At 68.7% G+C, this 22933-nt stretch carries 28 protein-coding genes; 14 read left to right on the top strand and 14 right to left on the bottom strand.

All coding sequences use genetic code 11. From position 1 onward, the window contains the following. Positions 1 to 7 precede the first annotated feature (7 nt). Entirely contained in the window at positions 8 to 853 is an 846-nt protein-coding gene (locus tag AB0F17_RS38215; protein WP_358033144.1) for an NAD(P)H-binding protein, read from the bottom strand. 147 nt (positions 854 to 1000) lie between these two features. Between AB0F17_RS38215 and AB0F17_RS38210 the strand changes: the two genes are divergently transcribed. The 3 genes from AB0F17_RS38210 to AB0F17_RS38200 are packed head-to-tail and all read left to right on the top strand — an operon-like array spanning position 1001 to position 3061. Next, positions 1001 to 1810 carry an NAD(P)H-binding protein gene (locus AB0F17_RS38210; RefSeq protein ID WP_358033141.1) on the top strand — a complete coding sequence of 270 codons (810 nt, stop codon included), beginning with the start codon at positions 1001 to 1003 and terminating at the stop codon, positions 1808 to 1810. Continuing rightward, complete coding sequence (locus tag AB0F17_RS38205) at positions 1807 to 2190, top strand: TIGR03618 family F420-dependent PPOX class oxidoreductase (RefSeq protein ID WP_358033139.1); 384 nt, start codon at positions 1807 to 1809, stop codon at positions 2188 to 2190. The genes AB0F17_RS38210 and AB0F17_RS38205 overlap by 4 nt, the downstream gene beginning before the upstream one ends. 10 nt (positions 2191 to 2200) lie before the next feature. Beyond that, positions 2201 to 3061 carry a haloalkane dehalogenase gene (locus tag AB0F17_RS38200; protein ID WP_358033137.1) on the top strand — a complete coding sequence of 287 codons (861 nt, stop codon included), beginning with the start codon at positions 2201 to 2203 and terminating at the stop codon, positions 3059 to 3061. 2 nt (positions 3062 to 3063) lie between these two features. Here the strand turns inward: AB0F17_RS38200 and AB0F17_RS38195 are convergent, their stop codons facing one another. Then, on the bottom strand, positions 3064 to 3558 hold the full coding sequence (locus AB0F17_RS38195; RefSeq protein WP_358033134.1) for a hypothetical protein: 495 nt from the start codon (positions 3556 to 3558) through the stop codon (positions 3064 to 3066). A gap of 135 nt (positions 3559 to 3693) precedes the next feature. Between AB0F17_RS38195 and AB0F17_RS38190 the strand changes: the two genes are divergently transcribed. From AB0F17_RS38190 to AB0F17_RS38180, 3 genes are all read left to right on the top strand, one after another. Continuing rightward, positions 3694 to 4224 carry a PadR family transcriptional regulator gene (locus tag AB0F17_RS38190; protein ID WP_358033131.1) on the top strand — a complete coding sequence of 177 codons (531 nt, stop codon included), beginning with the start codon at positions 3694 to 3696 and terminating at the stop codon, positions 4222 to 4224. A gap of 100 nt (positions 4225 to 4324) precedes the next feature. Beyond that, entirely contained in the window at positions 4325 to 5335 is a 1011-nt protein-coding gene (locus AB0F17_RS38185; RefSeq protein ID WP_358033128.1) for an alpha/beta fold hydrolase, read from the top strand. Next, on the top strand, positions 5332 to 5763 hold the full coding sequence (locus AB0F17_RS38180; protein WP_358033126.1) for a nitroreductase family deazaflavin-dependent oxidoreductase: 432 nt from the start codon (positions 5332 to 5334) through the stop codon (positions 5761 to 5763). Before AB0F17_RS38185 ends, AB0F17_RS38180 begins: the two co-directional genes overlap by 4 nt. Positions 5764 to 5788: 25 nt before the next feature. On the opposite strand, the gene AB0F17_RS38175 is transcribed toward AB0F17_RS38180, so the two are convergent. After that, positions 5789 to 6709: an RNA polymerase sigma-70 factor gene (locus tag AB0F17_RS38175; protein WP_358033123.1), complete on the bottom strand. Its 921-nt coding sequence runs from the start codon at positions 6707 to 6709 to the stop codon at positions 5789 to 5791. Positions 6710 to 6817: 108 nt separating this feature from the next. Between AB0F17_RS38175 and AB0F17_RS38170 the strand changes: the two genes are divergently transcribed. Then, positions 6818 to 7561 (top strand): SDR family oxidoreductase, encoded by a 744-nt coding sequence (locus tag AB0F17_RS38170; RefSeq protein WP_358033120.1) that lies wholly within the window; start codon positions 6818 to 6820, stop codon positions 7559 to 7561. 31 nt (positions 7562 to 7592) lie between these two features. Here AB0F17_RS38170 and AB0F17_RS38165 read toward each other — a convergent pair whose 3' ends face one another. Next, complete coding sequence (locus AB0F17_RS38165) at positions 7593 to 8579, bottom strand: NAD-dependent epimerase/dehydratase family protein (protein ID WP_358033117.1); 987 nt, start codon at positions 8577 to 8579, stop codon at positions 7593 to 7595. 193 nt (positions 8580 to 8772) lie between these two features. On the opposite strand from AB0F17_RS38165, the gene AB0F17_RS38160 reads away from it, so the two are divergent. Together AB0F17_RS38160 and AB0F17_RS38155 are read left to right on the top strand one after the other, a co-directional pair. Beyond that, the gene (locus tag AB0F17_RS38160; protein WP_358033114.1) at positions 8773 to 9720 is read left to right on the top strand and encodes an ankyrin repeat domain-containing protein; all 948 of its coding nucleotides are present in this window, start codon (positions 8773 to 8775) and stop codon (positions 9718 to 9720) included. Positions 9721 to 9789: 69 nt separating this feature from the next. Next, positions 9790 to 11250: a protein kinase gene (locus AB0F17_RS38155; RefSeq protein ID WP_358033111.1), complete on the top strand. Its 1461-nt coding sequence runs from the start codon at positions 9790 to 9792 to the stop codon at positions 11248 to 11250. A gap of 36 nt (positions 11251 to 11286) precedes the next feature. Here AB0F17_RS38155 and AB0F17_RS38150 read toward each other — a convergent pair whose 3' ends face one another. Then, entirely contained in the window at positions 11287 to 11760 is a 474-nt protein-coding gene (locus AB0F17_RS38150; protein WP_358033108.1) for a MarR family transcriptional regulator, read from the bottom strand. 127 nt (positions 11761 to 11887) lie between these two features. Here AB0F17_RS38150 and AB0F17_RS38145 point away from each other — a divergent pair, with 127 nt between their 5' ends. Next, positions 11888 to 13276, top strand: coding sequence for a DHA2 family efflux MFS transporter permease subunit (locus AB0F17_RS38145; RefSeq protein WP_358033104.1), 1389 nt, complete (start codon positions 11888 to 11890; stop codon positions 13274 to 13276). Positions 13277 to 13299: 23 nt separating this feature from the next. Here the strand turns inward: AB0F17_RS38145 and AB0F17_RS38140 are convergent, their stop codons facing one another. Continuing rightward, the gene (locus AB0F17_RS38140) at positions 13300 to 14130 is read right to left on the bottom strand and encodes a helix-turn-helix transcriptional regulator (protein WP_358033102.1); all 831 of its coding nucleotides are present in this window, start codon (positions 14128 to 14130) and stop codon (positions 13300 to 13302) included. A gap of 25 nt (positions 14131 to 14155) precedes the next feature. Here AB0F17_RS38140 and AB0F17_RS38135 point away from each other — a divergent pair, with 25 nt between their 5' ends. After that, positions 14156 to 15019 carry an NAD(P)-binding domain-containing protein gene (locus AB0F17_RS38135; RefSeq protein WP_358033098.1) on the top strand — a complete coding sequence of 288 codons (864 nt, stop codon included), beginning with the start codon at positions 14156 to 14158 and terminating at the stop codon, positions 15017 to 15019. A 27-nt stretch (positions 15020 to 15046) separates the two neighbouring features. Here AB0F17_RS38135 and AB0F17_RS38130 read toward each other — a convergent pair whose 3' ends face one another. From AB0F17_RS38130 to AB0F17_RS38100, 7 genes are all read right to left on the bottom strand, one after another. Then, positions 15047 to 15580 (bottom strand): hypothetical protein, encoded by a 534-nt coding sequence (locus tag AB0F17_RS38130; RefSeq protein ID WP_358033095.1) that lies wholly within the window; start codon positions 15578 to 15580, stop codon positions 15047 to 15049. 85 nt (positions 15581 to 15665) lie between these two features. After that, entirely contained in the window at positions 15666 to 16010 is a 345-nt protein-coding gene (locus AB0F17_RS38125) for a PadR family transcriptional regulator (protein ID WP_358033093.1), read from the bottom strand. Then, positions 16007 to 17116: an NAD(P)/FAD-dependent oxidoreductase gene (locus tag AB0F17_RS38120; protein WP_358033090.1), complete on the bottom strand. Its 1110-nt coding sequence runs from the start codon at positions 17114 to 17116 to the stop codon at positions 16007 to 16009. Before AB0F17_RS38120 ends, AB0F17_RS38125 begins: the two co-directional genes overlap by 4 nt. A 112-nt stretch (positions 17117 to 17228) precedes the next feature. Continuing rightward, complete coding sequence (locus AB0F17_RS38115; RefSeq protein ID WP_358033088.1) at positions 17229 to 18326, bottom strand: CU044_5270 family protein; 1098 nt, start codon at positions 18324 to 18326, stop codon at positions 17229 to 17231. Further along, entirely contained in the window at positions 18323 to 18862 is a 540-nt protein-coding gene (locus tag AB0F17_RS38110) for an RNA polymerase sigma factor (protein ID WP_358033086.1), read from the bottom strand. The genes AB0F17_RS38115 and AB0F17_RS38110 overlap by 4 nt, the downstream gene beginning before the upstream one ends. A gap of 221 nt (positions 18863 to 19083) precedes the next feature. Continuing rightward, on the bottom strand, positions 19084 to 19515 hold the full coding sequence (locus AB0F17_RS38105; RefSeq protein WP_358033083.1) for a hypothetical protein: 432 nt from the start codon (positions 19513 to 19515) through the stop codon (positions 19084 to 19086). Between the two features lie 72 nt (positions 19516 to 19587). Continuing rightward, complete coding sequence (locus AB0F17_RS38100) at positions 19588 to 20235, bottom strand: SDR family NAD(P)-dependent oxidoreductase (RefSeq protein ID WP_358033080.1); 648 nt, start codon at positions 20233 to 20235, stop codon at positions 19588 to 19590. 99 nt (positions 20236 to 20334) lie between these two features. Here AB0F17_RS38100 and AB0F17_RS38095 point away from each other — a divergent pair, with 99 nt between their 5' ends. Then, the gene (locus tag AB0F17_RS38095) at positions 20335 to 20736 is read left to right on the top strand and encodes a MerR family transcriptional regulator (RefSeq protein WP_358033077.1); all 402 of its coding nucleotides are present in this window, start codon (positions 20335 to 20337) and stop codon (positions 20734 to 20736) included. Here the strand turns inward: AB0F17_RS38095 and AB0F17_RS38090 are convergent. Beyond that, positions 20720 to 22171, bottom strand: a complete 1452-nt coding sequence (locus AB0F17_RS38090) for a DHA2 family efflux MFS transporter permease subunit (protein ID WP_358033075.1) — start codon at positions 22169 to 22171, stop codon at positions 20720 to 20722. The genes AB0F17_RS38095 and AB0F17_RS38090 overlap by 17 nt on opposite strands. A 56-nt stretch (positions 22172 to 22227) precedes the next feature. Between AB0F17_RS38090 and AB0F17_RS38085 the strand changes: the two genes are divergently transcribed. Further along, positions 22228 to 22740: a MarR family transcriptional regulator gene (locus AB0F17_RS38085; protein WP_358033073.1), complete on the top strand. Its 513-nt coding sequence runs from the start codon at positions 22228 to 22230 to the stop codon at positions 22738 to 22740. Beyond that, positions 22730 to 22918, top strand: a complete 189-nt coding sequence (locus AB0F17_RS38080) for a hypothetical protein (protein ID WP_358033071.1) — start codon at positions 22730 to 22732, stop codon at positions 22916 to 22918. The genes AB0F17_RS38085 and AB0F17_RS38080 overlap by 11 nt, the downstream gene beginning before the upstream one ends. The last annotated feature ends 15 nt before the right edge of the window (positions 22919 to 22933 follow it).

Raw genomic sequence — 22933 nt, 5'->3', positions numbered from 1 at the left:
CCCCTGCTCAGCGGAAGTCGTCCGCGTGGTCGGTGGCCCATTCGCGGAATGTACGTGCCGGCGTTCCGGTGATCTCCTCCACCGTGGAGGTGATCAATCCGGAGTGAGGTCGCGTTTCGGCGCCGGCCAGCAGAGCCTCCACCAGGGCGGGAGGCCTGCCGTCCGCGAGCATCTGCTTGCGCGCGGCGTCCAGGGGCACCTCCTCGAAGCTCAACGGGCGGCCGATCGCCTCCCCGATCGCGTGTACCTGCTGGGCCCTGCTCACCACCTGCGGACCGGTCAGCACGTGCGTCACACGCTCATGTCCCTCGTCGATCAGCACGCGTACCGCCACCGTCGCGATGTCCCTCGGGTCGATCACCGCGGTGGCGGCGATGTCAGGACCGCGGACGACACCCGTGCCGCGGATCTGCTCGGCCCAGCCGCGGGCGTTGGAGGCGATCGTGTTCGACCGCAGGATGGTCCACCGCAGGCCGGACCGCTCGATCAGACGCTCCATGTCCGCGTGGAGCTGGTTGATCGGGTCGGTCTGCCGTTCGGTGTCGTCACTCACGCCCGACGACGAGAGGTAGACGACGCGGCGGGCATGGCCGGCGATCACGTCGAGGACGGCCGAGGCGCCTTCGGTGGTGAGGAAGGGCCAGATCAGGAACACCGTCTCGATGTCCGCCAGCGCGCGCTCCAGTGTGCCCGGCCTGGCCAGGTCTCCTTCCACTGCCTCGGCCTGTTCTGGGAGCCGGGGTTGCTGGGCGTCTCTCACCAGCGCGCGCACAGGGGTGCCGGTGGACACAAGCTGGGCGACAACCTGCCGACCGACATTTCCGGTCGCGCCGGTCACAAGGATCCCGTTCACGATCAGGCCAGCCCGATCTTGTACGGAAATATTCCGATCTATCGACTGAGTTAGTCGTACAACTAACTATCGACAAGCTCCGCGCGAACCCGCTATGGTTCTTCTCAGTCAGCCAACTAACTGACTACCTACTGAGGAGCAATCATCATGATCGTTGTCACGGGTGCCACGGGTAACGTCGGGCGCGAGCTCGTCAACGCGCTCGCCGCCGCAGGGGAACAGGTCACGGCAGTGTCCCGCCGGCCGGCCGAGTTCGCCGAGGGAGTACGGCACAGCCAGGGCGACCTGAACGACCCCGCGAGCCTCCGCCCCGCACTGGACGGCGCCGACGCGCTCTTCCTGCTCGTCGCCGGAGATGACCCGCACGGGATCCTGAAAGAGGCCGCGAACGTCAAGCGAATCGTGCTGCTGTCCTCGCAGGGGGCGGGCACCCGTCCCGAGGTCTACCGGCACCCGGCGCTGTTCGAGCAGGTCGTACGCGAGTCGGGGCTGGACTTCACGATCCTGCGGCCGGGCGGCTTCGACTCCAACGCCTACGCCTGGGCCGAATCGGTCCGCACCCTGCGTACCGCCGCCGCGCCCTTCGGGGACGTCGGGCTGCCGACCATCGACCCGGCCGACATCGCCGAGGTCGCGGCCGCGGTTCTGCGTGAGTCCGGGCACTCCGGCCGTACCTATGAACTGACCGGACCCGTGCTCGTCACCCCGCGCGAGCGGGCGGCGGCGCTCAGCCGGGCACTCGGCGAGCCGGTGCGGTTCGTGGAGCAGACCCGCGATGAGGCACGCGCGCAGATGCTCCAGGTGATGCCCGAGCCCGTCGTCGAGGGCACGCTGGCCATCCTCGGCGCGCCGACCGCGGTTGAGCAGACCGTCAGCCCCGACGTCGAGCACATCCTCGGGCGTGCGCCGCGCACCTTCGAAGAGTGGGCCGCGCGCAACCTGCCCGCCTTCCGGTGAACACGATCGTCGAGGGCTTCCTCGCCGAACCTCATGTGGCCACCCTGACCACCTTGCGCCCCGACGGCTCACCGCATGTGGTCGCGGTGCGCTTCACCTGGGACGGCGAGGCGGAGCTGGCCCGGGTCCTGACCATCGGCACCACCAGAAAGGCCAGAAACCTCATCGCCGGGCCGGGCGGGCGCGTGGCGCTCTGCCAGGCGGCAGGGTTCCGGTGGGTGACGCTCGAGGGCGTCGCCACCGTGCACGACGCGACCAAGAGGGTGGCCGAAGGCGTACGTCGTTACCGCACGCGCTATGGGACGCCGCCCCCGAACCCGCCCGGTCGCGTGGTCATCGAGATCGCGGTCGACCGCATCACCCAGCTCAACCTTCGATAAGGACAAGATCATGCCTGTTCAGCACATTCTTGACTCGACCATGCACTACCGGGAGTCCGGCGCCGGGGCGCCGATCGTCTTCCTGCACGGCAACCCGACCTCGTCCCACCTGTGGCGTGATGTCATGCCGGCCGTGGGATCCGGCCGGCTCCTGGCCCCCGACCTCATCGGCATGGGCGACTCGGGCAAACCGGATATCGCCTACACCTTCGCCGACCAGGCCCGTTACCTGGACGCCTGGTTCGACGCGCTGGACCTCCAGGACGTGGTGCTGGTGGGGCATGACTGGGGTGGCGCCCTGGCCTTCGACTGGGCCACGCGCCACCCGGATCGGGTGCGCGGCATCGCGTTCACCGAGACCATCGTCAAGCCGATGGCCTGGGAGGAGTTCCCGGAGGACGGCCGTGAGCTGTTCCGGGCGATCAAGACCGAGGGGGTCGGCGAGGGCATGATCCTCGACGACAACGCCTTCATCGAGCAGGGCCTGCCGGGCACCACCGCCACGCCGATCTCCCAGGGGGACCTCGACGTCTACCGCAAGCCGTATCCGACGCGCGAGAGCCGGCTGCCGCTCCTGCAATGGCCGCGCGCCATGCCGCTGGGCGGCGAGCCCGCCGACGTCGTGGCCAGGATCGAGGCGTACGACCGGTGGCTGGCGGCCAGTGCGGAGGTGCCCAAGCTGCTGCTCACGTTCGCGCCCGGTCCGGGGGCGATGATGCACGAAGGCATGGTCGCGTGGTGCGCGGCCAACATGGCCGGCCTGGAGATCGAACACTCCGAGGCCGTCGCCGGGCACCACACGCCGGAGGATCACCCTGTCGCGATCGCCACGGCCATCTCGGCGTGGGCGGACAGACACCACCTTCGTTGACGTCAGGCAGGGAAGAGTGCGGCGGCCAGAAGGTAGAACGCGAGAGACGAGGCGACGGACAGGACAAGCGTTGGCCGGGCGATACGGGTCCCGGCCAACCAGGCCGCGGCCGGATACGAGATCACGCCGCTGAAAAGGATGAGAAGAAGGGAGACGCCGAACGAGGTATGCAACCGCGCTTCGGCGAACTGCCAGATCGCCATCAGGAGGAGTGCGGCCAGGACGGCGACGGGCAAGGACGGTCGTACGCGCAGGAGATACAGCAACGGCCAGGCCAGGACGATCACGACCCAGCGCCCGACCTCCCACACCTGCACAAGGAGGCCGAGACACCCGGTGTACTCCCCGCAATACGAGGAGTCAGGGAAGAGCTCGACCATCAGCACGATCCCTGCGATGAGACCGACAGTGAGGATGATCCCCACCGCCCAGGCCAAGACCATCTGCCTACCAGGTCTCTCACCCGGCAGGGATAACTCCGGCGGCAATTCGATCATCTGCGAATGGTGACACGCAGGACGCCACCTGGCCAGAGCAGGCCTTCCGCAGCAGAACAAATGGAGAAGCCCGTCTAGCCTAGGTCGGGCGCGCGGTCACGCAGTGGAGGCCGCGTCCGGCGAATGAGGGAGACGATGTCGGCGACGCGACTGCTGGTCCTGGGCGTGGTACGGCGGCTCAGCCAGGCACACGGCTATCTCGTCGGCGCCGAACTGGAGTCGTGGGAGGCCGGGCAATGGGCGGGGCTCAGGTCAGGATCGATCTACCACGCCCTCCGTCAACTGGCCAAGGACGGGCTGCTGGACGCCACCGAGGTGCACGAATGGCCCGGCCGAGTCGACTACGTCATCAACGACAAGGGTGAGGCGGAGTTCCTGCGGCTGCTCAGGACCGCTTTGAGCGTGCCCGACCGGCGTCCGGAGATGTTCGACGCGGCCATCGCGCTGCTGCCGGCGCTGCCGAAAGAGGAAGCGATCACGCTGCTCAAAGAGCGGTTGCGCGCCATGGAAGACGAGCGGGCGCGGATCGAGGCCGTGATGCGCGAGAGTCCGCGACCGGGACACCTGACGGAGCTGTTCGACCTGCGCGCGAAGCAGGCCTCGGGCGACGCGGCATGGACCCAGGGCCTGATCGTACGGCTGGAACGGGGTGCGGAGCCGGCCTGACCGGTCGCCCCCCGGTTTGACGGTGGGAGGGCGGGTGGGCCATAGTTCGATACCCAAATTTGGTTAACCAAATTTGGGTATCTCTTCGTGAAGGAGCTCCATGCGCGTCCGTACCGCAGCAGCGGCAACACTCCTGCTCACTCTTATCTCGCCCCCGGAAGCGGCGAGCGCCACCACCACCTGCAAACCAGTCAGCGCCGAAGTGGCGATGACCTCCGGCGGCCCCGCCGACCAGCGCGTGGCCGGCACCCTGTGCCTGCCGCGCGGCCGTGCCGCCACCGTTCAGCTGCTCATCCCCGGCGGCTTCTACGGCCAGGCGTACTGGCAGGCGCGCGGCGACCGGCGGCGCCCCTCCTACGTCGAGACGATGACCGCCGCCGGCTACGCCACGCTGGCCATCGACCGCCTCGGCACCGGCGCGAGCACGTACCCGCCCAGCGCCCGCTTCCGGCAGGACACCCACCAGATCGTCGTACGCCAGCTCATCGAACAACTCCGCGCCGGCCGTCTCGGCGGCGGCCGCTTCACCAAGGTCGTCCTGGTCGGCCACTCGCTGGGCTCCACCCTTGCCCGTACCCTCGCCGCCACCCATCCCGCCGGGGTGGACGGCGTCATCCTCACCGGCGAGTCGAGTGCCCCGAACCAGGCCGCCTTCGAGCAGATGGGCGCGCAGATCTACCGTGCGGCCGACGACCCGCGCTTCGCCGAGCGCGGGCTCGACGACGGCTACCTCACCACCCGGCCCGGCATGCGGGCCGCCTGGTTCTACCACCGGCCCAACGCCGACCCCAAGGTCATCGCCGCCGACGAGGCCACCAAGACCACCGACGTCTTCCCGCCCGGCGACTCCTACACCCCGCCCTCCATCAACAAGGGCATCCAGGTGCCGGTGCTGATCGTCACCGGCGAGTACGACAAGCTGCTCACCCCGACCCACTCCTCCACCGAGCTGCGTGCCCAAGAGGCCCCCTTCTACGGCCCGCGGGCAAAACTGGAGGCCGTCCTGGTCCCCGGCACCGGACATGTGCTCAACGCGCACCGTACGGCGTCCGGTTGGTCGGCCAAGGCCCGGGACTGGGCCGACCGCCGCGTGGGCGGAGCGGCCCGATGAGCCAGGAGCCGATCGACAGCCCGACCAAGTGGGTCGCCGGCCACGTCAAGAAATACGTCGAGTCCGGCGGCGCCCGTGGCCACCTCTTCCACGGCGCGCCGACCCTGCTGATCACCACGACCGGCCGCCGCTCGGGACTCCCCCGCCGTACCGCGCTCATCTACGGCCGCGACGGCGAGCACTACCTCGTGGTCGCCTCCAACGGCGGCGCCGCCGACCACCCGCTCTGGTTCCACAACCTGCTCGCAGAACCGCGGGTCCGGGCGCAGGTCGGCGCCGACGTGTTCGACGCGGTGGCCCGCCCGGCGACCGCCGACGAGCGACCCCGGCTGTGGGAGACCATGATCGGGGTGTGGCCGCAGTACGCGGGCTATCAGCGAAAGGCGCCGAGGGAGATCCCGGTCGTGGTCATCGAGCGGGCCGGCTGAGCAGCGGTGGGCTCGCGGCCGACGACTATGTCGGTCGCCGGCGAGCCTGGTTCTTCTCGTGGATGACCGCGTGGGCATCTGCGACGGGGCCCAGGTGCCCGAGCTTGTCGGGGTTGATCACCGAGCGGATGGTCTGGATGCGTCCGTCGAGGATGTCGAGCGTCCAGATGTTGACGACCCTGCCATCGCGGTCGCGGAGGATCGCGCCCGGCTGTCCGTTCACCTCGTGTGCTTCCAGCACGGCGCCGATCTGGGTCAACGGAGGCACGTTGGCGGCCAGTACGCGGGCGACCCGCTCAACGCCGTAGACGGGGATCGTACCCCCGACCTTGCCGCCGCCGTCACTGACGAGCTGAGCGTCGGCGGCGAGGAGCTCGCGCAGCCCGTCGACGTCCCCTTCCTTGAGCGCGTCGAGGAACCGTTCGGCGAGTTCCTCGCGCTTCCCGCGGTCGGTCTCGAACCGGGGCCGGTCATCCCGCATGTGGCGGCGTGCCCGTGACGCGAGCTGGCGGCAGGCCGCCTCCGAGCGCCCCACCGCCGACGCGACCTCGGGAAAGCCGAAGTCGAACACCTCCCGGAGCACGAAGACGGCGCGTTCGAGCGGGCTGAGTCGCTCCAGCAGCAGTAGTGCGGCCATCGACAGCGAGTCGGCCAGTTCCGCGGCGCGTTCCGGGTCCTGGTAGGGGTCGGCGAGCAGCGGTTCGGGGAACCACGGCCCGATGTACTCCTCCCGGCGGACCCGGGCGGAGCGCAGCACGTCGATCGAGATCCTGGTGACTGTCGCCGAGAGGAAGGGCTTGGTGGATCGCGGTTGCGTCGAGGTCGCCGCGTAGCGCAGCCAGGTCTCCTGAACGGCGTCCTCGGCCTCGGTCACGCTGCCCAAGATCCGGTAAGAGATCGAGAACAACAGCGGTCGAAGTTCCTCGAATTCCTTGTCTCGCGTCATCCCAACCCGTCCTAGAAGCCCTGGCGCCACGAGGGTAGCGCAGGGCTTTCGGTTGTGAGGCCGCTCACACCGTGTCACAACCGAAAGGGGCACATCGTCTTAGGGAGCATGACAAACGCGGAACAGACCTCGGTGCTGATCACCGGAGGCAACAAGGGACTCGGCTTCGAGGCGGCGCGGCGGCTCGGGGAACAGGGTTGGACGATCTTTCTCGGCTCGCGCGATGAAGGTCGAGGACGGGCCGCTGCCGACAAGCTGGCCGACGGTGGCGCGAACGTGGTCATGGTCCCGCTGGACGTGACCTCGGACGAGTCGGTGAGCGAGGCCGTACGGCTCGTTCGCAAGCACACCGACCGGCTGGATGTGCTGATCAACAACGCCGGCGCGCCAGGAAAGATCGTCGCGCCGGCGGAGGCCACAGTCGACGACGTTCACTCCGTCTACGACACCAACGTGTACGGACCGATCAGGGTCACGCATGCGTTCCTCCCCTTGCTGCGGGCGGCGGACCACCCGCGGGTGGTGATGGTGTCCAGCGGTGGCGGTTCCTTCGCGGTCGTGACCGATCCGGAGCAGCCCGTCTCGAAGATGCACGAGCTCGCCTACAGCTCGTCGAAGGCGGCGCTGAACATGATCACCGTCAGGTACGCCCAGGCGCTCCCGGAGATCAAATTCAACGTCGCCACTCCCGGAGAAGTCGCCAATCGCAAATTCGCCGCCACCGACATGAACCATCACACCGGCCAGCTGACGGTCACCGAGGGCACCGACTCGATCGTCGAACTCGCGACGATCGACGCCGACGGGCCGACCGGGATCTTCATCGATCGCCTCGGCCCCGTCGCGTGGTAAGCGGCTGAGCACGGGCAGGGGACCAAGGCCGTCAGCCGATGGCGTCGAGCAACTCGCGCTCGCGCCCGGCGCTGAGTCCGGCGCGTCTTGGCCGGTCCAGACCCTGCTCGCGTTCCCAGAGCAGGGTGTCGGCCAGCAGTTCCGCCCGCGGCCGATGACGGAGCCCCGCGGCGCGCGCCGCGGACCCGCTCCGGGCCGACCACCCTTCCCAACCCGGCTCGACCAGCCACATCGGCAGCGACTCGGCACCCATGTACTCGGCCACGCCGTTCGCGAGCAGCCATGCCGAGTCGGCGGTGACCATCGAACCGGTGTGCCCGCCGATATCCCGGGACAGCTCGATCCACTCCCCGAACGACACGACCGGACCGACAGCGTCGTACGTGCCGATGGTCCCCGCCTCCGCGGCGTCGAGCAGCCAGCCGGCGAGATCCCGAACATCGATTGCCTGAGTCGGCATGGCCGGCGCGTCGGGAACCAGCATCGGCCCTTGCGGATCACGTGCGGCCCGGGCCACCCAGTAACCGGAACGTCCGCTGTGATCGCCCGGACCGCCGATGAGACCCGCGCGCGCGATGAGGAGACGGTCGCCCACGACGGCCGCCGACGCCTGCTCGCAGGCGACCTTCGCCTCGCCGTACGCCTCCCGGTCGGCCTCGCTCCGGTCGGTCGGAGCGAGCAGGACCGTGGACTCATCCGCGTCCGGCACGGCATGGGAGGCGTAGGCGCTGACGGAGGAGACATAAGCCCAGTGCCGGGCCCTGCCACCCAGTGCGTCAAGCGCCGCACGAACGAAGCCCGGCTGCCACGACACCTCTATGACCGCATCCCATTCGCGGTCGAGCAGCGGCCCGTAGGCCGAAGGAGCGCGCCGGTCGGCGACCACCAGCGTCGCCCCGTCCGCGACTTTCCCACTTTCGCCGCGCGCCAGACACGTCACCCGATGGCCACGCTCGATCGCCTGCCGCGACAGCTCCCGGCCCACCCACGCTGTTCCACCCAGAACCAATATCTCCATCCCGCCACCCAAGCACCGCGAACACCGATCACCCAGGCGGGTTCACCGACAGCAGACCCGATTCACTGACAGCGAAGTCGATGTCGTCAGATGCGCACTGCTTGCGGTGCTCCTGGCAGCCCGACCCGAATCTGTCAGTCCGGCACGTCATGATCGGCGAGCGGTTAGTCGGTAGATCCCCCTGAGGAGCGCCATGGTTGTCGCCGACGGAGATGGATGGTCCGACCTTGGCTGGAATGCCTGGACGGATCTCGCTCTGATCCGATCCCGCCTCGATGCGGGTGCCGACCCCCATTCAGGCACGTACTTCAACAGACTGCCGCTATATGAAGCGGCCGAGCACGGCTCACCTGAGGTGGTCGAGGAACTGGCCCGCCGCGTCGACAACGTCGATGCCGACCATGAGGGCCGTACCGCACTCTGGGAAGCCGTTTTCGCCAACCGTCCCGACAACGCCCGTGCCCTGGTCGCTGCCGGTGCCGATCCGTGGCGCCCGATGATGGCCGGCTGGTCCCCCGGACGACTCAGCCTGGCCAGTCCAACCCCCGACCTGTTCATCCCTCCGGGAGAAGCCGGCTTGTCCGCGACCGAGGCCGCAGCCGTGACGGAGGCTGAGCGCCTGATAGCCGCGTTGGGACACTTCTATTACGAGGGGGTGGGCCTGGCGTGCGTGGCCGGCATCAGCGCAACCGAGGCCGCGCAGCGCCTGGAGGCCACGCCGATCGAGGACTCGCTCCCCGACGACCTGTCGGGCGACGAGGGTCTGCATATCATCGGCGCTACTGACGTGCCCGGTGGATGCGTCATCAGCCAATCTTGGGGATACGCCCCCTCTATGCCCGGCGTCCTGAAGCGCTTGTCAGCAGGCACCATCTGCTACGGGATGTACGCCAACCCCGTGAGCGGCAACCAAGGAACCGTCGCCCGCGACGGAATGCTCGAAGAGCGGGGCAGGCGTCCCGGCGGCGGCATCGTGTCCGCCGACGAATCAGCCGAGGAGATCCTCGCCGCCTACCTCTACCGCCACAAGCCCGTGCCCTATTGCTGTGCCAGCGCGGTTCTGCGGTTGGCCGACGCCCGGGCGATCGACGGCGAACCTGACAGGTGGCTGAGGCTGCCCGAACGGGACTGGTGGCACTGAGCGAGCGCACCGGAGCACTCAGCAATAAGATCATTGCTGTTTGCGATGATCCGGCGATCGGGAGCCTCGATGAGTGACCTCGGCGGCTTCGGCCCCCTGGAGATGGACGAGCGCGAGGCGATCGGCCCCTACCGGATCGTCGGCCGGATGGGCGCCGGGGGCATGGGGGTGGTCTACGCGGGGATCGCGGCCGACGGCGCCCGGGGCGCGGTCAAGGTCATCCATCCGGGGTTAGCCGCGGATCCGCACTTCCGCGCCCGCTTCGTCCGCGAGGTCGATCTCCTGTCCCGGGTACGCGGGCGCTGCACGGTCTCGGTGCTGGCCGCCGACACCGCCACGATGCCTCCCTGGCTGGCCACCGAGTTCGTGCCCGGCCCGACGCTCAACACGTACGTACAGGACAACGGGCCGCTGGGCCCGGACGAGCTGCTCTCGTTCGGCGTGGACATCGCCGAGGCGCTCACCGACATCCACCGGGCCGGCATCGTGCACCGCGACCTCAAGCCCGGGAACGTGATCTTCTCCGCCTCCGGCGCGAAGGTCCTGGACTTCGGCATCGCCCGGGCCCTCGACGAGAGCGGGCTCACGGGCACCGGCGCGCTGATCGGGACGCCCGGCTGGATCAGTCCCGAGCAGTACCGGGGCGACCAGGCGGACGCCGCCGCCGACGTCTTCGCCTGGGGCGCGCTGATGGCGTACGCCTCGACAGGCCGCCCGCCGTTCGGCACCGGAGCCCCCGACGTCCTCGCCTACCGCGTCATGAGCGTCGATCCCGATCTGTCCGGGGTACCCGCGCAGATCCGCGACCTCGTACGGAGCGCGCTCGCCAAGGATCGGGCGGCCCGGCCCGCCGCGCCCGAGTTACTCGCCCGCGTCACCGCGCTCAGGGCGGGCACCACGATCCCCTTTCCGCCGCGCGACAAACGCCTGGTGGTGCCGCTGTGGTCGGCCGCGGCCGTCATAGCGGCGGTCGTAGCCGTCGGCGCGGTCTTCGCGGCGAACTCGGCGGGAACGCCAGAGGCATTCCGGAGCCCGAGCGACTCTCCCTCGTCCACACCCGCGGAAACCCAGACCCCGGACACGAGCGAGGACCCGGTCGAGACGCCAACGGCGAGCGATCCCCCCAGCACGAAGGAGACCCCCGAGGAGACGCCCAGCACAAAGAAGACCACCGAGAAGACGTCCCCCACGAAGAAGAAGGCGAGCGCGCGCCCGAGCCCGCGCCGCTCGGCCACCGGCGTACCGTGCGCGTCCGACGACTCGATACTCCGGCAGGCCTCCGTGCTGAACCACGGCAGCATGCCGGAGGACGCGGTGGTCGCGCGCAAGCGGTGCGTCGGCTTCTGGGTCGCGGCCGAGATCAACTCTTCGAGCGTCGGCGGAGTCGAGCTGATCGCGAAGCGGAACGCGACGCGATTCCTCAACGCCGAGATCGGCAGCAACTTCTGCTCGCTGGAGGACGGCCCGGCACTCCTCGCGAGCGCACCGGCCAGCATCAGAACCTTCCTCTGCCCCAACGGCTTCAGCTGAACCGAGGCGGTCGCGGCACTGGCCCAGCGCATCCGATCATCGCCCTCGCTGCTGGATCAGGTGATCACACTCTTCGGTGGCGTCTTCGTAGCTGCTCAGCAGGAACGCGTGGATCGTCGCCAACTGGTCGCCGGAGAAGGTGGCCATCAATCGGCGACTGCGGGCATCGAGCCCTTCGTAGAACGAAGCGATTCGTTCGAGTCCCGGGGCCGAAGCCTCGACGAGGACGCGGCGACGATCCGTCGGGTCAGGTTGGCGCCGGACATACCCCGCCTTCTCCAGGCGGTCGATCATGTGCGTGACCGCGCCAGTAGTCCGCCCGAGTTGCGAACTGAGCGCGCCGGCCGTGGAAGCTTCCGCGCGGTTGAGCGCGTGCAGGCAGAGCAGATCGGTCTGGGCGATGCCGAGGTGCTGGGCGATCAGGTCGTTCAGACGTCCAAGGGCTCCAGCGAGGTCCGTCATGGACGCGACGATCCGGTCCGCGTGGTCGTCATGCGGTTTGACGGGCATGCGAGACTCCATTTATCTTCGCGGTTCAGATACTTAGCGATGCAGCTAGTGTATCCGATGCCAACTTCTGCGAACTGGAGAGCCTCCGGTGTCTACCGACGCGCCAACCACACCCAGAGCTCGAACAGTGGCACTCGTCATCATCCTGCTGGCGAGCTTCATGGACCTGCTCGACGTCACCATCGTCAACATCACTCTGCCCTCCGTCAGAGCGGAGCTCGACGCCTCGCCCGCGCACCTGCAGTGGATGCTCGCCGGCTACACGCTCGCGTTCGCCTTGGGCATCATCACCGGCGCCAGGCTCGGCGACCTGTACGGCTACAAGCGCGTCTTCCTCGCGGGGATCGCGGGCTTCACCGCCGCTTCCGCTCTGTGCGGCGCCGCCCCCACCGCGGAGGTGCTGGTAAGCGCGCGCATCGTCCAGGGCCTCTTCGCCGCGGCGATGGTTCCCCAGGTGCTCTCGCAGATCCAGCTCATGTACGCCCCGCACGAGCGCGGCGGAGCCATGGCGGCCTTCTCCTCCCTGTCCGGGCTGGCGGCCGCCACCGGGCCGATCCTCGGGGCGGCCCTGCTGGAAGCCGACTGGTTCGGCCAGGGCTGGCGCACCGTGTTCTGGCTCAACGTCCCCGTAGGCATCCTCGCATTCCTCACCGCCGCCGCAGTCCTGCCGGAAGCACGGAGCACCACCCGGCCGCGCCTTGACGTCGCCGGCGTCCTCATCTCATCAGCAGGTCTGATCCTGGTCCTCTACCCGCTCATCAAGGGCAGCGAGGAGCTCCCCTGGCCTCTATGGGCATATGTGAGCATGATCCTGGGCGTCATCGTCCTGGCAGGATTCGTCCGGCATCAGCAGCACCTCTCTGGCCAGGGGAAGTCCCCTCTGATCGAGGTTGCGCTCTTTCGGGTGCGGTCGGTCGGCGGTGGCCTCCTGATCCAGTTCCTCTTCTTTCTCCCGGTGATGGGCTTCTTCCTCACCTTCATGCAGCTCCTTCAGCCCGGTCTCGGCATGACGCCCATGAGCGCCGGTCTGACGATCCTGCCGTGGCCGATCGCCACCACCATCGCCGCCGGACTCGGAGCAGCGGTGCTGCTTCCGCGCCTTGGGCGCACCACAGTGCAGATCGGGCTGGTTGTGCTGGCTGTCGGTTTTGTGCTCCTCGCGGCGGCCGCAGGCACGAACTGGATCAGCTTCCTGCCCGGTGTCGTCGTCGGTGGCCTGGGGATGGGGCTGACCGTGGCACCCCTGGCCCAACTGACTCTGGAGAAGGTCCCCGCCAGGCACGCGGCTTCCGGATCCGGCCTGTTCAACACGGTCGCCCAGCTCGCCGCGTCCGTGGGCGTGGCCCTGTTCGGCACTGTCTTCTTCGCTCAGCTTTCCGCACACAACGGCGGATACACCACGGCCTTCACCGCCACCATCTGGGGCAGCCTCCTCTTGCTCGCCATCACCTTCGCCGCCAGTTTCCTGCTGCCGCGAAAGGAGACCGCATCCACAACCGCACCCGCGAAACCCTGACGAAGGCGGCCGAACCCTCGGCGCTACATGCTCCCGAGCTTCCGCAGCGCCCGCTCAGATGCCGAGCCCGGCTCGGCGGCGAACAGGTCCAGCCCGCAGCACGACGGCCCGTCGGGCAGCGCGATGAGCTCGCCGTGCAAGGTCAGTTCGCCGACGACCGGGTGGTGCAGCACGTACACCCGGGACCGGACCCGCGCGACCGGGTGCTCCGCCCATATCCGGGCGAAGTCCGCGCTCAGCTCCCGCAGGTGGTCAATGTGCGCCGCGAGTCCGACGTCCCCGCGATAGCGCCCGAGCAGTACGCGTAGGTGCGCCACGTGCTCGCGGGCCGCCCGCTCCCAATCGGTACGGTGCAGCTCACGCAGGTAGGGCTCGGCGAACAGAAGGTGCGAGAACGTGCGGCGGTCCTCCGGCAGCCCGGTGAAGTCGCCGAACACCGCCACGGCGAGCTGATTCCAGCCGACGATCTGGGTGTGCCGGCCGACCACCAGCGCCGGCGTCATCACGAACGACTCCAGCAGGTAGCGCAAGCCCGCGGGCACATCGGACGAGGCCGCGGCCCCCGCGCACGCCTGGGGACGCCGCGCGATCCGGTGCAGGTAAGCCAATTCATCCGTGTCCAGGCGCAGCGCTACGCCGATGGCGTTCAGGACCTCGTCGGAGACGCTGTCGCCCTTGCCCTGTTCCAGCCGCGTGTAGTGGGCGATGCTCACGCCCGCCAGCTGGGCCAGCTCCTCACGCCTCAGGCCGGCGACCCGGCGCATTCCGCCGTAGTCGCGCAGCCCGACGTCCTCCGGGCGCAGGCGGGCGCGGCGTGACTTGAGGAACCCACTCAGCTCGGCCCTGTCGTCCACCCGACAACCCTACGGTGATCACGCCGTGAGTACGCAGAACACGGACCTGGCCGGGCGGCCGCGACGACTCCACGCTGTCAGGCGAGCCACCCACGCGCGACCTGCGCTCGCGGCTCTCCACACGAACGTACGGAGACAAGCCATGCCCCAAACCCTCGGACTCATCGGCAGCGGAATGATCGGTTCTTCCGTTGCCCGCCTGGCCGTCGCGGCCGGCCTCGAGGTTGTCCTCAGTAATTCGCGAGGCCCTGAGACACTCGCCGACCTTGTCGCCGACCTGGGCGAGCTTGCCCGAGCGGCCACACCGGCAGAAGCGGCACGCGCCGGAGACCTGGTGGTGGTGGCCATCCCGCTGAAGGCCTGCGAACACCTCCCCGCCGAAGCTCTGGCCGGCAAGACGGTGCTGGACACGGCGAACTACTACCCCGAGCGGGACGGCCACCTGGCCGAACTGGATGCGGGCGAACTGACCTCCAGCGCTCTGCTGCAACGCCACCTCGCGGCCTCCCAGGTGGTCAAGGCCTTCAACAACATCACCCCGCACCAGCTGTTCTCCCTCGCCCGGCCCACGGGCGCGCCGGACCGCAGCGCCCTGCCCATCGCCGGCGACGACCCGGGGGCCAAGGCAGGGGCCGCCCGGCTGCTGGACGTCATCGGTTATGACGCGGTGGACATCGGCACACTCGCCACCAGCTGGCGCAGCGAACCGAACACACCGGTATACGTCCAGCCCTATCTCGGTGAAATGCCCGCCATGAGCATGGAGGACTTCTTCCGCTGGACTCTCCAGACACCCGGCATCGTCGTTCCGGCAGCGCAGGTCGGCAAGCTCATCGAGACCGCGGTCCGCCGGCCGGCAGGCGAGGCCAGGATCCCGAACGACGACTGACCCTGGAACCTGGCCGGGTCACCATGCTCACCGACTGGCGCGGGCGTCCCGCCGCAGCCAGAGCGCCGCGGCGACGGACAGAAGAAGGGCCGCGAGGAGGACGTGGTAAGCCAGCTCCTGCGAAACCGGTGTCTTATAGACGACGGCGGTGACCTGGATCGGCAGCACGTACATCGCGGCGGCCATGATCCAGCGCGGGCTGCGGGCGACGGCTGTGGCCCACACCGCCAGGAGCAGGAGACCGGCTTCCAGCCCCGCCCGCATGACCTGCGCCAGCACGCCGTACGGCGCATCGAGCACGTAGGTGACGAGCACGGCGGCGACCGGGATCGCGGGCCAGACCCACGAGCGGCGCCGGAGGTCTCGCGGCCGGCGGACGGCGAGGACGGCCGCACCGGCCGCCAGCAGCCCGTACGGGATCAAGGACACCCAGTTGTGGTAGGACGGGCCGAGCAGGCCGGTGCCCCACGCGGTCACGTCCCCGCCGAACATCATGACGCGGCCCGTCGACACAGCGACGGCCACGGCGAGCGGCAGGGACACCCGTGCCCAGCCGCGCATCAAGGGTCAGCAGCAGCACAGTGGAGGCAGTCCTTGGGGTACGTCAGCAGGACGAACTCGTACCAGCGCTCCGCGAGCGAGCGGCTCATGCCTGCGCCGTCCCGGCCCGGAACGCCGCGCGGTGGGTGACGACTCTGGCCGCCTGTTCCATCCGCGCCGCCTCCTCGGACAGGGCTCGGTGACCCTCCTCGGTGATGCGGTAATAACGGCGGGGTCGTCCCTGTACGGTCTCCTCCCGGTCCACGACGACCAGCTGGCTGCCCGACATGCGGTTGAGCGCGCCGTAGAGGGTACCGACGGCGAGTCGCACCCTCCCGTCGGACAGCTCCTGGGCCCGTTTGATGATCCCGTAACCGTGCAGGGGACCATCGAGCAGCGCGGCCAGCACGAAGTAGGCCGGCTCGCTCATCACGGATGAGTCTTTGATCATACGCGCCACGATATATCGGGAAACGAGCCGTCACCGAACAGGATCCGCGCTGCCAAGGCACGACCGGCACGACCACGGAGCATGGCCACCGCCGCCTCTGCCGCGGCTGGGGATCGGATGCCGCCGAACACGCGGCGCAGCAACAGCCGTCCTCGGAACCGGGACCGCAGCGCGCCCCCGTCGTACTGGCTCAATACGCGTTCGTCGCCAGTACGCAGGTACCTGGCGGCAAGCCCCGCGGCCAGTTCGGACATGCGTAAGCAGGGGTCCAACCCGCCGGCCGTCAGCGGCGACACCGCGCCCGCCGCGTCCCCCACGAGCAGCCCGGCGGGGCACGCCAACCGTCGCAGCACGCCGCCGACCGGGATCGGGCCACCTCGACGCTCGACCGGACCGGTCGGCACCGCGCGGCCGGGCGCGTCCGCGGCGAAAGCGTCCAGCAGGTGGCGGATGCCGGCGCGCATCGCGGCCGGATATCCCGCGACGCCGACATGGGCGTGCCGGCCGTCGTCGATGACCCACCCCAGGTACCCCGGAGCGACCCGGGGATCCAGCACGCAGTGGAACACCGGGGTGTCCGTGCGCGACGCGATCGGATGGACGATCTCGGCACCGACCAGGAAGCGCCGGTTGACGTCGAGGCCGAGATCACGGGCCACCTGGGAACGGGCGCCATCCGCGCCGACGATGAACCGGGCCGTCACCGGTTCCGCACCCTCGAACCGCACAGAACCCATCGACGCGCCGACATACCGTACGCCCAGGAGGACCCGTGCCCCGGCCGACTCCGCCGCGCGATGCTCGTGCTCGTAGACGGCCGCCATGTCCGCCACGCGATACTCGTCCCGGTCGCTGGTGAGCCGGATCGGTGCCCGCCGCGACGGCGGATACAGCAGCACGTCCCGAATACCAGGCCCGAGCAGGTGGTCCGGCAACTCGAAGTCGTCGAGCGTGCGCCGCACGAAGATGCCCGTCGTCCGGATGCCCGCCGACAGCGACCTGCGGCGGTCGACGACCATCACCTTCAGTTCCCGTCCCGCGAGCAGGCGGGCTGTGCGCAGGCCGGCCAGGCCCGCGCCCACGACCAGTACATCAACGGTCCGCATACTCTAGGACGGTAGAAGCGGCATTCCACCCATGCGACCGTCTGCACGGTACCCGCCCCTTATCTCTACACCGCTGCCACACTCGGGACCGCCGGCTGCTCGTCCGCTCTCATCAGTCGCCGCCCACGATCGTGTTAGGCAGCTTCGGGCGTACGTCCGTCCAGCCGGATGCGGTCACAGCGGTCCACGAGCTCAGCGTTCCCGTACGGTCAGAGGATCGCTCTTGTACGGCAAGCAGCCGACCTGAGGACTCATCGATGATGATCTGCTGTGCCCCAGCGAATTCGATCCCTCTTCCAACCCGCCCCAGGGGATCGGCAATGGTCCCGATGCTCTTGACGCTCGAAAGACTCGCGAGCACGCGGTAGAGCGCGGCGCGTACTTGAGGAGTCGTCGGCAGTTGGGCGAGCAGGCTGACGGCCTGGGCGTACAGAGACTCCTCATCGGCCGGGTAACCACCTCGCCGGTCCCACGCCTGGAGGACTTCCCTGAGTCGCACCGGGTCCGCCGGCAAGGCCATGACCTCTTTTGTCGTGACGTGTATGGCCCCGACCTGGGGATAGGAAACCTCGGCGGCATGCTGGTCGTCGATTCGCAAGGCGAACGGCGGTTGCGGCACCACACCGCCGATGCTGGGAACGCCGGGCCCCTCACAGGCGCCGAGCCGGTACGCACCCTCTTGGCGCCAGATCGCCTCATCGGCCTCGGCAAGCGGCTTGCCCGACTGAGCGGTGACCAGAAGCCAGCTCGGCTCCCGCTCCGACTTGGCCATCCAGACTTCATGCGTGCATGTCACCTGATATTCGAGCAACTTGGGTGTCATGCCGGTAGGTGCGCGTCCTTCCTTTCCCGTTGCCATGCTCTGGCCGACAGAGTGCCAGTAGCGACCCGTCGCCGCGCTGGTGGTCTCGATCCGATCTGCGGCGGAGAGGAGGACGGTACGGGCGGATACGGGCTGAGACGTCAGGGACTCAGTGCCCGGACTCCGGACCAGCATGGCCGTCACGACCGTGACGGCCATCGCGACGGCAGCGATGCGAATGGCGGTCATGACGTTCGACCTCGGCCGTGACGGCCTGCGCGCCGGTCTTCTCGCCGGCTCGTCGCCGGCCTTGATCAGCAGGTCATCGGCGGAAAGGCGCGATCCGCGATCCAACGAGTCCGGACGGGCCATGGCGAGTAGTCGCATCGCGTCGGGCTTGCGGCTCATCGAAGTTTCCCTCCGGGGATGATCACGGGCTTTGGAGATGGGGTGGTACCTGGGGTGTCGATCGCCGATCGCAGCCGGCGGCGTGCGCGATGCAGCCGGACGAAGAAGGTGGCCTTCGTACAGCCCAGCACTTCGGCCGCTTCCGCGGCAGACAGGCCGTGCCAGGTGGTGAGGGTCAGGATCTCTTTGTCGTCTTCGGAAAGGGTGGCGAGCGCGCGAAGTATGGTGAGTCGTTCGGTGGCGTGTTCGCCCACGTCGGTGACGGCCTGCTCCATCCACGTACGCAGGTCGGCTGCCAAAGATTCACGACGGGCGATCTGCCGGAAGTTGTCCCGCAGGATGTTCCGGGCGACGCGGAAGAGCCATGGCAATTGCGCCTGCTCAGGGATGTCGTCGAGTCGTCGCCAGGCGACGAGGAAGGTCTCGCTGACCACTTCCTCCGCGAGTTGATGTCCGGCTCGACTCACCGCATAGCCGTACACCCGCGCCTGGTAGGTGTTGTAGAGCGTGGTGAAACGCTCGTGAGGGTTGGGCAAGCCGGTTCCTTCGGTTGGGAGGCACGTTGTCCATGGAGCATGTGGTCCGCCGGAAGGCTTTCTTACATCTCAATTTCGCCTTTTCCGCGCAGAACCTGCCCGCGCCACAGGCAGCCGCCAAGTCGACCGTCCTCCCGCCCACACCCGCCGGGCTCACAGGCTGATCCCAGCCGCGGCCTGCCCTCACTCCTGAAGTCGTAGCCCGGGTGGTGGGGTAGCGGTTATTTCTCGGGGCCGAACAGTTCGGCCACGACGTACAGGTCGTCCGGCGCCGCCGTCAGCTCGAAGTCGTCGAGCTCGGGGTGGACGCAGAGGAGCGCCACGTACATCGAGTACGGGCGCACCTCTTTCCGTTCCGACTTCTCGAGTTCGCGCCAGGACCTAACGGACGCGCCGGTCAGGTCGAGCTCCTCGTAGGGGCCGCGCCAGGTGATGCGGCGCTCGACGTGCCGGAAGGTGCCCGTCTGCCACAAGGCTCCCTCCCGTACGGCCACGGCGACGACGAGCCTGAGCGAACCGACCTCGGCACCGATGGCCAGCGCGCCCTCAACCTTCGCTCTGGTGGCGGCGGCGCGGCGGCGCACAAGTACCGGCATCACGAATGCGGTGAACAGGACCGCCGTCACTTCAAGGGCGCGTAACGCCACATCCATCCGGCCATCGTCGCACCCGCCTCCACAACTGAACAGGCCAGGAATGCGCAACGTCTGTGGCCCCGGCGCCGGTCATCGCGGGGAACCCGCGTGCAGAGCCTCCCGCGTCCACTGGTGTCGTGGCTGCGTGTGCAGCTGCCAGTAGTGCTCGGCGATGTCGTCAGGGTCGAAGTCGGTACCCGGGGCGACCGGACCGGCCACGGTGACGCTCGCCACGTGCACCCCGGCAGGTCCGTACTCTTGGTCGAGCAGCGTCACCAGGGTACGGACACCTGCCTTGCCCAGGGACAGGCTCACATACTGCGGCTTGGGCTCGGGCATGCCGCCCGTGATGATGATCGTTCCATGCCCGCGTGCCGCCATGGCGGGTGCGACGTGAGCCGCGGCGTTGAGCGCGCCGACCACGTTCACCGCCCATGCCTCCATGTGACCGCGTACCGACAGCTCGCCCGGCGCGTCCGCCTGGATGATCGCGGCGTTGTACACGACGACGTCCGGCACGCCCTGCTCGCGGACAACCTCGTCGAGCGCGGCGTTCAGCCCGGCCTGGTCCGTACTGTCGGCCTCCAACGTGACAACGGGGACTCCGCTGGGAGCAACCGCCTTGGCCGCGGCACGCAACGTCCGGTCGCTCCGGGCGATCAGCGCCATCGGCAGCCCTTCCCTGGCGAACCTACGAGCCACCGCCTGCCCGATCCCCGGCCCTGCACCAATGATCACGGCACCCGACATTGACATACTCCTTGCTTTCCAGATCAGTGATACTCGGGACGCTAAGGCATCACATCCATGTGAAGGTCAAGGGGAGGAAGAAACCGAATGCGGATCGGCGACCTGGCTCACAAGACCGGGGTGAACAGGCGGCTGCTGCGCTACTACGAGGAGCAGGATCTCCTCAGGCCGGTCCGCCTGGACAACGGCTACCGCGAGTACACCGAGGCGGACATCTCGGCAGTACGCCATATCCGTGCCCTGCTCGCCGCTGGGCTTTCCACCGCGGTCATCGCCCGGGTTCTGCACTGCGTACACGGAGATGACGAACTGACAGTGCCGTCCGGCTGCCCGACCTTCATCGAAAACTTACGGCGCGAACGCGCTCACATCGCCAAGATGATCACTCAGCTCCAGAGTTCGCAGGGGATCCTGGACTCGATTCTCGACGCGGCGCTACAACAGGCAGCAGGTGTGACCGACCTGCCGACGCTCAGCGCCCGTGTCTGACGGCTTTCCGGGGCAGGAGGGCGGCGAGCGGGAGGACCAGGACGGCGAACCCGACGGCCCACCAGAACGTCCGCACGTAGGCGTGCGTCTGGATCTGGGCGGAGGCGGCGCTGATCACCTGTTCGCCGGCCTGCTGCTGGAGGATGACCGCGACCACGGCGGTTCCGAAGGACGCGCCGATGCGCTGGACGACGTTGGTGGCGCTGGTCGCCCGGGGGATCGCGGCGGGCGGGAGTTCCTGGTAGGCCGCCGCCATCGTCGGGATGCCCACGACGCCCAGGCCGATGCCGCGCACCAGCAGGGACGCACCGAGGAGGACGTCGTCCGGGTGAGCGGGCAGCTGGGTGTAGGCGAAGGTCCCGGCGGCGGTGAGCAGCGCACCGAGGGCGACCAGTGGCCTGGCTCCGATGCGGTCGGTCAAGGGCCCGACGACCGCGAGGGCGAGCGCGGTGCCGAGTCCTTGGGGGGCGAGCGCGAGTCCCGTGGTCAGCGCGTCGAATCCGCGAAGCTGCTGGTAGTAGAGCGGCAGCAGGAACAGGGGACCGTAGAGCGCCGCGCCCGACAAGAACATCAACGCGGCGGAGGCGCTGAACGACCTGTACCGGAAGAGGCGTACGTCGATGATGGGCGTCTTGACGGTACGCAACGCGTGCGCGACGAACGCGCCGAGCAGTACAAGACCGATCGCGACAGGCACGGCCACGCCGGTGGCGGCGAGACTCGACTTCTCACTCCCCTGGGCCAGGCCGTAGATCATGGCCAGCACGGCCGGTGAGAGCAAGGCGAGGCCGAGCACGTCGAGAGCCTGCTCACCACGGAGCGAGTCGGCGGGCAACCTCCACCAGGCCAGCACGATCGCCAGCACGCAGACGGGCACGTTGAGCAGGAAGATCCACCGCCACGACAGCTCGTTGAGCACGACACCACCGAGCACCGGCCCGACGATGGGGATGAGGTTGCCGGGAACGGCGACCAGCGCCATGGCCCGGCCGAAGCGGCGAGAGCCGGCGGCCCGAGCCAGGATGATCTGCGCCAGAGGCAGGATCATGCCGGCGCCGGTTCCCTGGACCACACGGAAGGCGATCAGGCTTCCCGTCGACCAGGCGCCGCCGCACAGCACGGAACCGGCGAGGAACAGCGCCAGGGTGGCCAGCCAGGTCGCTTTGGCCCCGAACCGATCGACGCACCATCCGGCGAGCGGGATGACCAGGGCCATCGCGAGCAGGTACGCCGTGGACACCCACTGCACGGTGGAGACGGGCGCCGCGAACTCCTGGCAGAGCCGGTCGAGCGCGACGCTGACGATCGTGGTGTCCAGCAGCGCGGCGAGCGCGCCGACGAGCACGATTCCGGCGAGCTTGAGCAGGGCTGGATCGAGTCGCTCCGCCGTCCCGGCGGAACCGGGCAGGGGGTGTCCTTCTGTCTCGCTCGTCATGTCCTTGCCATCCCGTCATCTTGTTGGCATACCAACATTATTGATACTTTGTTGGCATGCCAACAAATGAGCGCACCCCTCACGTGGGAGTGAGCGTCGCCCAGGCCCCGCTGAGCTCACTGCTGCTTCAGCTCGTCCGGGCGCACGCCGCGCTCGCGACCGCGATGTTGCAGCGGCTCGACCTGGTCGCTCCGCAGGAGCTGGTTCTGCTGTTCCTGGAGGAGCACGGGCCGACCCCGCAGTCGAAGCTCGTCCACTTCCTCGGACGTGACCGCTCCACCGTCACCAGCACTCTGCAGACGATGGAGCGCGCCGGCCTGATCACCAGGGCTCCGTCCACTGCCGACAGGCGAGCGGTGATCATCACGTTGTCGGACAAGGGCCGCGGCCTGTGCCTGCCCATTCGCGAGATCTGGTCGGAGCTGGAGCGCCGGACGTTCGGTGGCCTCACCGACGACCAGCGCGCCGGCCTGGCCCGGACTCTGGTGGATATCCGACAAGGGCTGACGGCAGCGGCGATCCACAAGACCGATGACGACCATGAAAGAGCAGCGGCCGATGAACGCTGAGGCCGTCGGGATCCGCGAGAGCGTGAGCTTCCACATGGCACACGGCCAGTTCGACGCCTCCGGAAGGCTGCTCGACCCAGGCCCGGCCGACACCGCCGCTGCCGCCCTTCTGCGGCAACTCGCCTGGTGGGCGCGGGCGCTGCGGACCGCACGCACTGCCCAGACGTACCCCGCCTGACCACCATCCACAGGA

The organism is Nonomuraea sp. NPDC026600, assembly GCF_040638335.1.
Taxonomy (GTDB): domain Bacteria; phylum Actinomycetota; class Actinomycetes; order Streptosporangiales; family Streptosporangiaceae; genus Nonomuraea.
This window is presented reverse-complemented; position numbering and strand designations above follow the sequence as displayed.

Bases quoted from the DNA above. Each gene is read 5' to 3' on its own strand.
- AB0F17_RS38210 (WP_358033141.1), top strand. From the start codon at position 1,001: ATGATCGTTGTCACGGGTGCCACGGGTAACGTCGGGCGCGAGCTCGTC.
- AB0F17_RS38200 (WP_358033137.1), top strand. From the start codon at position 2,201: ATGCCTGTTCAGCACATTCTTGACTCGACCATGCACTACCGGGAGTCC.
- AB0F17_RS38195 (WP_358033134.1), bottom strand. From the start codon at position 3,558: ATGATCGAATTGCCGCCGGAGTTATCCCTGCCGGGTGAGAGACCTGGT.
- AB0F17_RS38190 (WP_358033131.1), top strand. From the start codon at position 3,694: ATGTCGGCGACGCGACTGCTGGTCCTGGGCGTGGTACGGCGGCTCAGC.
- AB0F17_RS38185 (WP_358033128.1), top strand. From the start codon at position 4,325: ATGCGCGTCCGTACCGCAGCAGCGGCAACACTCCTGCTCACTCTTATC.
- AB0F17_RS38180 (WP_358033126.1), top strand. From the start codon at position 5,332: ATGAGCCAGGAGCCGATCGACAGCCCGACCAAGTGGGTCGCCGGCCAC.
- AB0F17_RS38175 (WP_358033123.1), bottom strand. From the start codon at position 6,709: ATGACGCGAGACAAGGAATTCGAGGAACTTCGACCGCTGTTGTTCTCG.
- AB0F17_RS38170 (WP_358033120.1), top strand. From the start codon at position 6,818: ATGACAAACGCGGAACAGACCTCGGTGCTGATCACCGGAGGCAACAAG.
- AB0F17_RS38165 (WP_358033117.1), bottom strand. From the start codon at position 8,579: ATGGAGATATTGGTTCTGGGTGGAACAGCGTGGGTGGGCCGGGAGCTG.
- AB0F17_RS38160 (WP_358033114.1), top strand. From the start codon at position 8,773: ATGGTTGTCGCCGACGGAGATGGATGGTCCGACCTTGGCTGGAATGCC.
- AB0F17_RS38155 (WP_358033111.1), top strand. From the start codon at position 9,790: ATGAGTGACCTCGGCGGCTTCGGCCCCCTGGAGATGGACGAGCGCGAG.
- AB0F17_RS38150 (WP_358033108.1), bottom strand. From the start codon at position 11,760: ATGCCCGTCAAACCGCATGACGACCACGCGGACCGGATCGTCGCGTCC.
- AB0F17_RS38130 (WP_358033095.1), bottom strand. From the start codon at position 15,580: ATGCGCGGCTGGGCACGGGTGTCCCTGCCGCTCGCCGTGGCCGTCGCT.
- AB0F17_RS38125 (WP_358033093.1), bottom strand. From the start codon at position 16,010: ATGATCAAAGACTCATCCGTGATGAGCGAGCCGGCCTACTTCGTGCTG.
- AB0F17_RS38120 (WP_358033090.1), bottom strand. From the start codon at position 17,116: ATGCGGACCGTTGATGTACTGGTCGTGGGCGCGGGCCTGGCCGGCCTG.
- AB0F17_RS38115 (WP_358033088.1), bottom strand. From the start codon at position 18,326: ATGAGCCGCAAGCCCGACGCGATGCGACTACTCGCCATGGCCCGTCCG.
- AB0F17_RS38105 (WP_358033083.1), bottom strand. From the start codon at position 19,515: ATGGATGTGGCGTTACGCGCCCTTGAAGTGACGGCGGTCCTGTTCACC.
- AB0F17_RS38095 (WP_358033077.1), top strand. From the start codon at position 20,335: ATGCGGATCGGCGACCTGGCTCACAAGACCGGGGTGAACAGGCGGCTG.
- AB0F17_RS38090 (WP_358033075.1), bottom strand. From the start codon at position 22,171: ATGACGAGCGAGACAGAAGGACACCCCCTGCCCGGTTCCGCCGGGACG.
- AB0F17_RS38085 (WP_358033073.1), top strand. From the start codon at position 22,228: ATGCCAACAAATGAGCGCACCCCTCACGTGGGAGTGAGCGTCGCCCAG.
- AB0F17_RS38080 (WP_358033071.1), top strand. From the start codon at position 22,730: ATGAACGCTGAGGCCGTCGGGATCCGCGAGAGCGTGAGCTTCCACATG.